The sequence below is a fragment of the Streptomyces sp. NPDC058469 genome (assembly GCF_042721125.1).
In the GTDB taxonomy this organism is placed as follows: Bacteria; Actinomycetota; Actinomycetes; order Streptomycetales; family Streptomycetaceae; genus Streptomyces.
In genome coordinates, this window is the sequence record NZ_JBHXME010000120.1 from 23,551 (window position 1) to 34,823 (window position 11,273).

The following is an 11,273-nucleotide window of genomic DNA, read 5'->3' on the forward strand; positions in this document are numbered from 1 at the left end:
ACGAAAGGCTTGGCATCCGCTCCTCTTGACAACTTCCTGATCAAACGATCAGGATTTGAGCTAACGGTCATTAGCTCAGAAGGAGTGGCATGACAGTCCGGCGTACCGCGCTCGTCACCGGCGCATCCCGCGGAATCGGCAGAGCCATCGCGGAGCGGCTCGCGGAAGAGGGATTCGATCTCACCCTCTCCGCTCGTGCCGACGGGCCGCTCAAGGACGCCGCCGACCACATACGCACCCATGGAGTTCGGGTGGAGACCGCCCCCGCGGACATGGCGGACCCGGTGCAGGTCGAGGCTCTGGCCGACACGCATCTCCAACTGCACGGCGGCATCGACGTCCTGGTGCTCGCCGCCGGTATGGGGACGGGCGGCGAGCTGGCCGCCTACCCCCTCCACAAGCTCGACACCATGATGGCCGTGAACCTCAGGAGCAACTTCCAGCTCACCCAGCAACTCCTGCCCGCACTCCGTACGACCGGATCCGCGCCGTCCGGACCGGGGGCGAGGATCATCGCCATCGCGTCCATCACGGGAGTCGTGAGCGAGCCGGGCCTGGCGGCGTACGGCGCCACCAAGGCGGCCTTGATCTCCCTCTGCGAATCGATCACGACCGCCGAGGGCGCCCGGGGCGTGAACGCGACGGCGCTGTCACCCGGGTACGTCGACACCGACATGGCGGCCTGGGTACACGAACGCGTCGACCCCGCCACGATGATCCAGGTCGCGGACATCGCGGAACTCACCGTGGCGCTGTGCCGACTGTCGCGGTATGCCGCGGTGCCCCACATCGTGGTCACCCGACCTGGGGAAACACTGTGGCGCGCATGACCACCGCCGGGGGAACCAGGGCCGGATCCGGCCCTGGCAACGACATGACGAGCCGGACGGAGTCACCGTAGATGTCCATCGATTTCTCTCTTGCGCCCAGAGTCGTGGAGTGGCGCGACAGGATCGCCGAGTTCGTGACGGACGTGGTCGTCCCCCGCGAGCAGGAGGCATTCGCGAACGGCTTGGACGACGGTCTGCGCATCGAGTTGCAGCAGGCGGCGAAGGCCGCCGGGATCTGGGCGCCACAGGCACCGGCCGACCTCGGCGGAGGTGGCTTCCGCTTCGACGAGGCCGCCGTTCTCCTGGAGGAGGCCGGCATCAGTCTGCTCGGCCCGCTGGCCCTCAACTGCGCAGCCCCGGACGAGGGCAACATCCACCTGCTCAATGTGGTGGCCACACGCGCCCAGCGGGAGAAGTACCTCGTTCCCCTGGTCAACGGCGACATCCGCTCCTGCTTCGCGATGACCGAGCCACCGCCCGGAGCAGGCTCCGACCCGTCCTCCGTACGCACGCTGGCGAGGAAGGTCGCCGGTGGCTGGAGCATCTCGGGCGAGAAGCATCTGATCACCGGAGCCGAAGGTGCCGCGTTCACCATCGTCATGGCGCGTGACGACGAGAGCGGCGGAGCCACCATGCTCCTGGTCGATGCCGGCACACCCGGTTTCACGGTGAAGGAGCACGCCCGCACCATCGACTCGACGATGGTCGGCGGTCACTGCCGGGTGCTGTTCGAGGACGTGTTCGTGCCCGACGAGGCCGTACTCGGCGAGCCCGGGCTGGGCTTCCGGTATGTGCAGGTCAGGCTGGCGCCCGCCCGTCTCACCCACTGCATGCGATGGCTCGGTGCCGCCCGCCGCGCACACGAGATCGCTCTCTCGCGTGCGGTCGACCGGGAGTTGTTCGGGCAACGGCTCGCCGACCTGGGGATGGCGCAGCAGATGATCGCCGACAACGAGATCGACCTGGTCGCGTCCCGGGCCCTGTTGTGGCACGCATGCTGGGAGATCGCCGAAGGCGGCAAGGGCACCGAATCGTCCTCACGCGCGAAGGTGTTCATCAGCGAGGCCGTCGGACGCGTCGTCGACCGCTCGGTGCAACTCGCGGGCGGTCTGGGCACCAGCGAGGACCTGGTCATCGGTCGTGTCTACGCCGACATCCGCGCGTTCCGTATCTACGACGGAGCCTCGGAGGCGCACCGCATGTCGATCGCCAAGCGGGCCGCACGCCGTGCCGGTACCGCCGTACACGGAAGCGGGGTCCGGTCATGAGCACCGATCTGCCCGGCCTGCCGGCTGCGGACATCGAGAAGTGGCTTCGGGAAACGCTGCCGGATCTGCTGGACGGCGGTCCTTGGCAGGCCGAGCTGATTTCCGGCGGGTTGTCGAACATCACCTACCGGCTGCGCCTCCCCCACGGAACCGTCATCCTCCGGCGGCCGCCGCTCGGCCAAGTGCTCCCCAGCGCACACGACATGAAGCGTGAGTACCGCGTCCAGACCGCGCTCGCGGGGACCGGGGTGCCCGTGCCCCAAACGTTGGCGCTCTGCACGGACCCCGAGGTCCTCGGCTGTCCCTTCTACGTCATGGCCGAGGTGCCCGGCGTGGTGATCCGCACGGCGGAGGACACCACCGGGATCGGTCCCGAGGCGCGCTCGGCGCTGGCCGACGGTCTGGTGACCACCCTCGCGGACCTGCATAGCATCGACCCTGCGAGCGTCGGCCTGGCGGAGTTCGGACGGCCCCACGGCTACTGCGCACGGCAGATCTCCCGGTGGGGCCAGCAGTGGCAGCGCTCGCACACGCGCGGGCTCCCGGACATGGACGTCCTCCTGAACCGGCTCTCCGACCATGTGCCGGAGCACTCCGACGCCTCGATCGTGCACGGCGACTACCGCCTCGACAACACCATCGTCGACCTGGACGGGCCGCCCCGCATCGCCGGCGTCCTCGACTGGGAACTCTCCACGCTGGGCGACCCGTTGGCCGATCTGGCCATGACGCTGACGTACTGGCACGACCGCGACGACATGGACCGCGAGCTGATTCCCGTCGCGGTGGGCGTCACTACGCAGCAGGGCTTCCCCACCGGCCATGAAGTGGCCGAGAGATACGCGGAGTTGACCGGACGGGACCTGAACCTCCTGCCGTTTTACATGGCCTTCAGCGCGATGAAACTCGCCGTGATCCTCGAAGGCGTGCACTCCCGGTACATCGGCGGCCAGACAGTGAGCGAAGGCTACGAAAACGCCGGCGCGGCGGTCCCCGTCCTAGTCTCGAAAGCCCTCCACGAACTGCGCGCGCTCGGACGGACGTAGGCATCAGATCCAGGCTCCCACCGGGATGAACGAGCTGTCGTCCTGGATCGAGGTGTCGGAGGTGGAGTACTCGGGTGACGGCATGGAAAGTCACGTCCTGCTTGAAGGTGTCCGAGCCGTCGCTCGCGTCCAGCCGGATCCGGACGGCGTAATGGCACAAGTAGCGGCCGTCGGCGCTACGGAAGGAGAAGCCGGTCGCGTCCACCAGGCCGGCCACCACCGCGAAGCCGGCCTGTTCCTTCACGGTGTCGCTGCTGTCGGCGGCGACCCGGCGGAGAATGCCGAATGTGTCAGAGCCGTACGCGGCGTAATTGTCCAGAAAGTTGACGCACTACGGTGACCGCACCGGCCACCAGGGCGTGACTGGGATCCAGCAGATCGTACGCGGTGAACACCTCGTCGATCAGGGCGTCCTCGTCGGTGCCGGTGTTCGCCCTCTCCGTCTCGATGCGGTCGAGTTCGCGATGAAGGCCACGTAGCTCTCCTGCGTCCAAGCGGCCTGGCCGGTCTCGCCGGCCTGGGCAGGGACCTGGGCAAGTAGCGGAGACATGTGAACCGCTCGGTGTTGTTTCCGTGCGGATGATCAGTACCGGCAGCAGGAACTGTACGCACAGGCCGATCGTGGCGATCACCTGCGCAACGCGGTAGCTCGCCGGGATGGGGTGTTCCACCGGGGCCGCGGTACGGCCGGGAAGGACCGCCCGCACCTCCCAGCCGCCCAGACCACCTCGGCTTCGACACCCTGGCCTTCACCTGGGGCAAGGTAACCGTCTCGACGACCACACCGTCCGCGAGTACGCCCGACACGACGTTCACCTCCGACACCGACACCGACACCGCGATCCCCGCTGCCGACGCCTCCGGCGGAACCCAGCCGCAGGGCGGCCGGGCAGGGACCTTGCCGCCACCGGCGTCCTCGCCATCGCGGGCAACTTCATCGCCCTGTGCCGCAGAGGCACACGCGGCAGCATCTGAACACCGGCCGACTCAGGCGGTGCCACAAGCTGGGGCGAGCCCTGCCACGGACACTGTCCTGCGCGGTGCACACCGACAGCGCCGACCCGCCCCGGGCATGGGCCTACAGTGGCAGCCCCTACCCGACGGCGGGTTGTTCGCCGGTCGTGAGGTAGGCGATGACCATGTCGCCCAGCAGAGTCCGGTAGTGATCGCGGCGGTCCGGTGCGGTGAGGTCCCGTCCGAAGAGGGCGCCGAAGGTGTGCCGGTTGGTGATCCGGAAACAGCAGAACGCGCTGATCATCATGTGTAGATCGACCGCGTCCACCTCGGCGGTGAAGACGCCCTGGTCGCGGCCCGCGCGGAGGATCCGGTCGATGATGGCGACCGCCGGGGCGTTGAGCGAACGCAGCTTGGGCGAGGCGGCGATGTGCTCGGCCTGGTGGATGTTCTCGATACTCACGAGACGCATGAAGTCCGGGTGCGCCTCGTGCTGGTCGAAGGTGAGACCGGCCGGCGGAGGGATCGCGGACATCGGGTCGAGATGCTCGACGTCGAGTTCCTGTTCGCCAGCGAGGGACTGCATCAGCGTACTGGGCCATTGTCTTGGCGCCGTGGCACCGGGGCCGACTCGCTCAGGCCGGTGGGACCTTGCACCTCGGCCGCCCAGCAGTACAGCTCGAATGCAGCACCGCCAGTTGCTCCTTCACGTCGCTCAGGACTGGCCAGCAGTACTCGGTGCGGCGCGATCACCTGGTGCGGCAGTGAGGCCGGGGGCCGGAGGCCATTGCCGACCTCCGGCCCCTGTGACGCCTCGCTCGCGTTTCCCGCCTCCCCCGCCCGGTCAGGCGGGAAACTGGGAAACCGATGGGAAAACGATCATGCAAATCTCTGCGCCGTACTACACGAAGACGCAGCGAACTACCCGAACACGCACGCTGCGTTGCAGGTCAGGGGATCGGCGCCGCTCTGACCTGCCGTATCCCAGCTCAGCGGACTCTTCTGCGGCATCAACCCCGGCCTGATGACGGCGGCCACTGGCCACCACTTCGTCCGTCCCGGCAACCGCTTCTGGCCGGTGCTGCATCTGTCCGGCTTCACGCCGAGGCTCATGAAGCCGGCGGAGCAAGGGGAGTTGGTGTCGTACGGGCTCGGCATCACGAATGTGGTGGCGCGGGCGACGGCTCGGGCCGACGAGCTGAGTGCGGAGGAGTACCGCGAGGGCGGCCAACTCCTCGCGTCGAAGCTGACGGGGTGGAAGCCGCGGTGGCTGGCGGTGCTCGGGGTGACCGCGTACCGGGCCGCGTTCGACGACCGGAAGGCCCAAGTGGGGCCGCAGGAGCGGACGTTCGGGGACACGCGCGTGTGGGTGCTGCCCAATCCGAGCGGGCTGAACGCGCATTGGACGGCGGCGACGATGGCTGAGGAGTTCGGGCGGCTGAGGGCGGCGGCGCAGGACCAGGGCTTCACGGTGGGTCCATCTCCGTTATGACGGCCAGGAGTTGGAACGGGAGTTCCTTGTCCCACTGGGATACGCCGAGGGCGATCCATCGGCCGGTCTCCGGCGACTTCCACAGGTGCATGTTCGGCACGTGCGCGCTGAGCGAGGCCCAGGGCTCCGGTATGTCCTCGCCGCCTTGCGACCGCTCGAACGCGCCGGCCAGGCTGACGACATCGGGTGCTCCCCGGCACCCGATCAGCCGCTCGCCGAGTTCGTCACGGTCGAACTCGTACTGCGCCTCGGTCTCCTCCCGGCCTGTCCCGTCGTCCTCCCAGAAGTCGCCGCTCGTCTGCAATTCGGCGATGTGGTAGCCGGGTCCCCCCCGTGCCCACGTCCGCCCTGCCGTGCTCCGCGGGGAAGTCCCGGGTGCACAGCAGGTCGATCGTGGCCGGCCAGTGCGTGCTGTTCATGGCTCCAGTAAACCGGCCCCCACTGACAATTGGCGGGGCGTCAGTGCCCCCATGAGGTCAAACGTTCCGGCACTTCCAGGGTCAGGCGTCCCGGCGCCGCACGCTCCACGCCCCCGCCGCCAACGCCACCGCAACCCACAGCGCCGTGACCCCGAGCCCGGTCCACGGCCCCATCGCCCCGGCCCAGGTCTCGTGGAGCGCCACCTGGCCTGCCCGGTCGGGCAGCAGGTCCGCGATGTCGCTCGACGCGTCGCCGACCACGAAGGACACGATGAGCAGGAACGGTATGACGATGCTCAGCGTCGCCACCCCGCTGCGCAGCACCGCCGTGAGACCGGCCGCGAGCAGTGCCATCAGCGTGAGATAGACGGCGCAGCCGACCACACCGCGCACCTGCTCCGCCCAGCCGAGCCCGTCGGCCTCGGCGCCCAGCACCGCCTTGCCGACCGCCAGTGTCACCACGCCGGTGACCAGGCCAACGGCGAACACGGGCGCGGCGATCGCCGTCGCCTTGGCCGCGAACCAGCGCCCCCGGTGCGGCACCGCGGCCAGCGACAGCCGTAGCGCTCCGCCCTGGAACTCTGAGGACACCGCGGTCGTGCCGAAGGCGATCGCCGCGATCTGGCCGAAGGTCACTCCGAAGAAGACCGCGAACAGCGGGTCGAAGTCGTCGCCTCCGGTGTCGGACGAGGCGAGCGCGGAGAAGAGTGCCGTCACCACGAGGACCATGGCGAGGGCCGCGACCTGTGAGCGCAGGGTACGGACCTTGATCCACTCGGAGTGGAACACGGGCGTGAATGCCATGGTCAGGCCTCCTGGTGCTGTGCGGTGAACTCGGTCTCGGTGGCCGTCAGATCGAGGTAGGCCTGCTCCAACGTGCCCTCGGTGGGGGTCAGTTCGAGGATCGGTACGCCCGCTGCCGACAACAGGGTGCCGATCTCGTCCACGCGTGCGTGCGCCACGGTCCAGTGCCCTTCCTCGTGCTCCACGGCGTCGAGACCGTGCTCGGCGAGCACGCTCTTGAGTGCGCCGGCGTCCGTCGTACGGATGCGTACGTGGGGCTGCACGCGCGCGTCGATGAAGTCCCGCATCGGGGTGTCGGCGAGGAGTCGGCCGCGGCCGAGGACCACGAGGTGGTCGGCGAAGGAGGCGGTCTCGTTCATCAGGTGGCTGGAGACCAGGACCGTGCGGCCCTCAGCCGCCAGTCGGCGCAGCAACTCCCGGATCCAGACGATGCCTTCGGGGTCGAGGCCGTTCGACGGCTCATCCAGCAGGACGACCTCGGGGTCACCCAGAAGCGCACCGGCGATGCCCAGCCGCTGACGCATGCCCAGGGAGTACGTCTTCACCCGGTGCCGCGCGACCGACGCGAGTCCCGTCTCCTCCAGCACCGCGTCGACCCGAGTGGCCGGGATGCGGTTGCTCGCCGCCAGGGCGCGCAGATGATCGCGAGCGGTACGGGAGCCGTGCGCGGCCTGCGCGTCCAGGAGGGCGCCCACGTGGCGCAGCGGCTCGGTGAGCTCGGCGTAGGGGCGGCCTCCGATGGTGGCGGTTCCGGAGGTGGGCCGGTCGAGGCCGAGGACGAGGCGCATGGTGGTGGACTTTCCGGCGCCGTTGGGGCCGAGGAAGCCGGTGACCTTGCCGGGGCGGACGTCGAAGGTGACGTGGTCCACGGCTCGCCGGGTGCCGTACTCCTTGGTGAGGTCTCGTACGTCGATGCTGGTCATGGCCAACAGCCTGGCCGTTCAAGGGGGTTGGGTCCTCCCCCGCCGGTGGAGATCGTCTCCCCCGCCCGGGGGAGGCCGATTGTCAGTGCCGGCTGTCACGATGTCGGAATGGCCCGCTTCCTGCGCCCGCTGCTCCGGGGGACGACGTACACGCGTCTGCTGCACCTCTGGGTGCCGATGCTGATCACGAGCGTGTGGATCTTCGTCAGCCCGGAGACGCCGTACGCACCCGCGCTCGCGCTGATCCCCGTCGCCCTGATTCCGGCGGTGCGGATCGGTGAGGGAGTACAGGCGCAACTGTTGCTGACGCCGGGCCAGCAGGACCCGAGCATCTCCGTGGCGCCGTCGGCGACTTGGCGGGACCGGGGCCGCACCATGCTGTGGTTGGAGGCCCGGATGGTTCTGGGCTGGCTGACCGCGTTCGCCTGCGTCTGGCTGCCGATCATCGCTTTCGAGTTGGTCGAGATCGCACGCGGGCGCGTTCCCGACGACGTACCGATCCTCAAGGAGGCGACACCGAGCGGCTGGTACGCCTTGCTGGCGCCGCTCCCCCTGGTCGCCCTGTACGCCGCCATTGTCGGCCTGGGCGAGTTGGCCACGTCGCTGGCCCGGAAGTTGCTCGGCCCCTCGCGCGCGGAGCGGCTCGCCGCCCTGGAGGAGCGCACCGAGCAACTGTTGGAACGCAATCGCATCGCGCGGGAGTTGCACGACTCCATCGGGCACGCACTCACCGTGGCGGTGGTGCAGGCGGGTGCCGCCCGGGCGGCGGGCGACCCGGAGTTCACCGAGCGGGCGCTGGGCGCCATCGAGGAGACCGGCCGGGCCGCACTGGAGGATCTGGAGCGGGTGTTGGGCGTGTTGCGGGAGGTGGAGCGGCCGGTGAGCAGCCGGCCGACGCTGGTGGACGCCGACCGGCTGTTGGAGTCGGCGCGGGCCTCCGGAGCGAAGGTCGACGCGGAGGTGACCGGGCCGTTGGAGACGGTGCCGGGGCCGATCTCCCGGGAGGGCTACCGGATTCTGCAGGAGGCGCTGACCAATGTGCTGCGGCACGCGGGCTCCGTCCCCGTGCGGGTCCGTATCGGGGTCGCCGACGGCACCCTCGATCTGGAGGTCCGCAATCCGTTGACGGCGGCGATATCGGGCCCGGGCCGGGGCAGTGGTCTGCGCGGCATACGCGAGCGTGCCGCGCTGCTCGGGGGCCGGGCGTACACGGGGCCCGACGAGGGTGACTGGCAGGTGCATGCGGAGCTGCCGCTGGGCTGATCTAGGCTGGCCGGATGCCGGTCACCGTTCTCCTGGTCGATGACGAACCCCTCGTACGCGCGGGTCTGCGGGCCGTACTGGAGGCGCAGCCGGACATCGAGGTGGTCGGGGAGGCCGCCGACGGGGCCGCGGTGATCCCGCTGGTTCGGCAGCTGCGGCCGGACGTGGTCGCCATGGACGTACGGATGCCGCTCCTGGACGGCATCGAGGCCACCCGCGCGGTGCTGCGGACGATCGACGATCCGCCGAAGATCCTGGTCATCACGACCTTCGAGAACGACGAGTACGTCTATGAGGCACTGCGGGCCGGTGCCGACGGGTTCCTGCTGAAGCGGGCCCGGCCGGCCGAGATCGTGCACGCGGTGCGGCTGGTGGCCGAGGGCGAGTCGCTGCTGTTCCCGGCGTCCGTACGGCAGTTGGCCGCGGAGTACGGCGACGACGGCGGGAACCGGGCGGCGCGCGCGGTGATGGAGCGGGCCCAGTTGACCGAGCGTGAGGCGGAGGTGCTGCGGCTGATGGCGCGGGGTCTGTCGAACGCGGAGATCGCCGCCCGGCTGGTCGTCGGGACCGAGACGGTGAAGTCGCATGTGAGCGCCGTACTGGCGAAGCTGGGGGCGCGGGACCGTACGCAGGCGGTGATCGCGGCGTACGAGTCGGGGTTCGTGGCGCCGGGGTGATTCGGTGGGGCGGGTGGGTCGAGGGCTCCCCGGCACTCGCCGGGGTCCGTCGCGCCGAGTACGATCCGCCCAACACGCGCACGAGCTGGGAGGACAGACCTTGGCGGGGCTGACCGGCGGGGACCCCTCGCTGCTGCGGAGGATCAACTCCGCGGTGGTGTTGCACGCGTTGCGTGCCACGGACTGCGCCACGCTGACGGAGATCACCCGGGTGACCGGTCTGTCCCGGCCGACCGTCGAGGGCGTCGTCGAGGGACTGATCGAGGCGGGGCTGGTCGTCGAGAAGGCGGCCGACGAGAGCGTTGTACGGCGGCAGGGGCGGCCCGCGCGGCGGTTCCGGTTCAGGGCCGAGGCCGGACATCTGCTGGGCCTGGAGATCGGCGCACATCGCGTCGCCGTGCTCCTCGCCGACCTGGACGGCCGGGTGCTCGGCGCGATCGCCAAGGACGTCGACGAGACGGCTTCGGCGGACGAGCGCCTGGAGCGGCTGCGTACCGCGGTCGCCGAACTGCTGCGCCGGGCCGGAGTCGCACGCGGCTCGCTGCGGGCGGTGGGCGTCGCCACGCCGGGCATCGTCGAGGCGGACGGCACCGTACGGCTGGGCACGGCGTTGCCCCAGTGGACGGGGCTGCACCTGGGCGAGCGGTTGAGCCGCTCCTTCAAGTGCCCGGTGCTGGTCGAGAACGATGCCAACGCGGCGGCGGTCGCCGAGCACTGGAAGGGTGCGGCCACCGAGTCCGACGACATGGTGATGGTGCTGGCCGGGTTGAGCCCCGGGGCCGGTTCGCTGATCGGGGGGCGGCTGCATCGGGGGTACCGCGGGGCGGCCGGTGAGATCGGCGCACTGCATCTGCTGGGCCGGGATGTGACTCCGGAGACGTTGCTGTCCACGACGGACGAGCCGCTGCATCCCCTGGACGAACAGGCGGTCGCGAAGGTCTTCGCGCTGGCCCGCGACGGTGACCAGCGGGCCCGGGCGGCCGTCGATCGCTTCATCCAGCGCCTTGTGCACGATGTCGCCGCGCTGGTGCTGGCCCTCGATCCGGAGCTGGTCGTCGTGGGCGGGTGGGCGGCCGGTCTGGACGGTGTACTGGAGCCGTTGCGGCGGGAGTTGGCGCGGTATTGCCTGCGGCCGCCGAAGGTGGCTTTGTCGTTGCTCGGGGAGGCGGCTGCGGCAACTGGGGCGCTGCGGTTGGCTCTTGACCATGTCGAGGAGCAGTTGTTCGCGGTGGAGGGCACGGTGACGCGGCGCTAGCTTGGCGGCTTTGGTCGTGTGTCGGGTGCGGGTCCGTTGTGGCTGAGCGCGATGGTCGGGTGTCGAGTGCGGCACCGTTGTAGCTGAGCGCGATGGTCGGGTGTCGAGTGCCGGTCCGTTGTGGCTGGGCGCGATGGTCGTGTGTCGAGTGCGGCGCCGTTCGTGTGTCGAGTGCCGCGCCGTTGTGGCTGAGCGCGATGGTCGAGTGTCGAGGGCGGCGCCGTTGTAGCTGGGCGCGATGGTCGTGTGCCGGGTGCGGCGCCGTTGTGGCTGGGCGCGCAGTTCCCCGCGCCCCTTTGGGGCGCTGCAGCGCCCGGCACGGAAAACACGCCCTGCATGCCC

Annotated in this window: 9 protein-coding genes and 4 pseudogenes; 7 read left to right on the forward strand and 6 right to left on the reverse strand. The window is 69.9% G+C overall.

What is annotated here, in order from left to right:
- Window positions 1–89 precede the first annotated feature (89 nt).
- The 3 genes from ACFWP5_RS37145 (at window position 90) to ACFWP5_RS37155 (ending at window position 3,144) form a co-directional block, all read left to right on the forward strand.
- A complete protein-coding gene (locus tag ACFWP5_RS37145) occupies window positions 90–830 on the forward strand; it encodes an SDR family NAD(P)-dependent oxidoreductase (RefSeq protein WP_384167086.1) in 741 nt (246 codons plus the stop codon).
- 71 nt (window positions 831–901) lie between these two features.
- Window positions 902–2,098: an acyl-CoA dehydrogenase family protein gene (locus ACFWP5_RS37150; protein WP_384167089.1), complete on the forward strand. Its 1,197-nt coding sequence runs from the start codon at window positions 902–904 to the stop codon at window positions 2,096–2,098.
- The gene (locus tag ACFWP5_RS37155) at window positions 2,095–3,144 is read left to right on the forward strand and encodes a phosphotransferase family protein (protein WP_384167092.1); all 1,050 of its coding nucleotides are present in this window, start codon (window positions 2,095–2,097) and stop codon (window positions 3,142–3,144) included. Before ACFWP5_RS37150 ends, ACFWP5_RS37155 begins: the two co-directional genes overlap by 4 nt.
- 133 nt (window positions 3,145–3,277) lie before the next feature.
- On the opposite strand, the pseudogene ACFWP5_RS37160 reads toward ACFWP5_RS37155, so the two are convergent.
- The 3 genes and pseudogenes from ACFWP5_RS37160 to ACFWP5_RS37170 all read right to left on the reverse strand — a co-directional run.
- Window positions 3,278–3,463, reverse strand: a pseudogene (locus ACFWP5_RS37160) (AbfB domain-containing protein); the annotation flags it as partial.
- On the reverse strand, window positions 3,435–3,815 hold the full coding sequence (locus ACFWP5_RS37165) for a hypothetical protein (protein WP_384167095.1): 381 nt from the start codon (window positions 3,813–3,815) through the stop codon (window positions 3,435–3,437). The pseudogene ACFWP5_RS37160 and the gene ACFWP5_RS37165, both read right to left, overlap by 29 nt.
- Before the next feature lie 422 nt (window positions 3,816–4,237).
- Window positions 4,238–4,666: pseudogene (locus tag ACFWP5_RS37170) on the reverse strand (TetR/AcrR family transcriptional regulator); the annotation flags it as partial.
- A gap of 429 nt (window positions 4,667–5,095) precedes the next feature.
- On the opposite strand from ACFWP5_RS37170, the pseudogene mug reads away from it, so the two are divergent.
- Window positions 5,096–5,590 (forward strand): annotated as a pseudogene (gene mug, locus ACFWP5_RS37175) (G/U mismatch-specific DNA glycosylase); the annotation flags it as partial.
- On the opposite strand, the pseudogene ACFWP5_RS37180 reads toward mug, so the two are convergent.
- The 3 genes and pseudogenes from ACFWP5_RS37180 to ACFWP5_RS37190 form a co-directional block, all read right to left on the reverse strand.
- A pseudogene (locus ACFWP5_RS37180) lies at window positions 5,565–6,009 on the reverse strand (hypothetical protein). The pseudogenes mug and ACFWP5_RS37180 overlap by 26 nt on opposite strands.
- Window positions 6,010–6,090: 81 nt before the next feature.
- A complete protein-coding gene (locus ACFWP5_RS37185; RefSeq protein WP_384167098.1) occupies window positions 6,091–6,813 on the reverse strand; it encodes an ABC transporter permease in 723 nt (240 codons plus the stop codon).
- A 2-nt stretch (window positions 6,814–6,815) separates the two neighbouring features.
- The gene (locus tag ACFWP5_RS37190; RefSeq protein ID WP_384167101.1) at window positions 6,816–7,736 is read right to left on the reverse strand and encodes an ABC transporter ATP-binding protein; all 921 of its coding nucleotides are present in this window, start codon (window positions 7,734–7,736) and stop codon (window positions 6,816–6,818) included.
- A gap of 108 nt (window positions 7,737–7,844) precedes the next feature.
- Here ACFWP5_RS37190 and ACFWP5_RS37195 point away from each other — a divergent pair, with 108 nt between their 5' ends.
- The 3 genes from ACFWP5_RS37195 to ACFWP5_RS37205 all read left to right on the forward strand — a co-directional run bounded on the left by ACFWP5_RS37195 (window position 7,845) and on the right by ACFWP5_RS37205 (window position 10,931).
- Window positions 7,845–8,999: a sensor histidine kinase gene (locus tag ACFWP5_RS37195; RefSeq protein WP_384167104.1), complete on the forward strand. Its 1,155-nt coding sequence runs from the start codon at window positions 7,845–7,847 to the stop codon at window positions 8,997–8,999.
- A 14-nt stretch (window positions 9,000–9,013) separates the two neighbouring features.
- The gene (locus ACFWP5_RS37200) at window positions 9,014–9,676 is read left to right on the forward strand and encodes a response regulator (protein WP_384167107.1); all 663 of its coding nucleotides are present in this window, start codon (window positions 9,014–9,016) and stop codon (window positions 9,674–9,676) included.
- A gap of 100 nt (window positions 9,677–9,776) precedes the next feature.
- Window positions 9,777–10,931 (forward strand): ROK family transcriptional regulator, encoded by a 1,155-nt coding sequence (locus ACFWP5_RS37205; RefSeq protein WP_266766712.1) that lies wholly within the window; start codon window positions 9,777–9,779, stop codon window positions 10,929–10,931.
- Window positions 10,932–11,273: the final 342 nt, after the last annotated feature.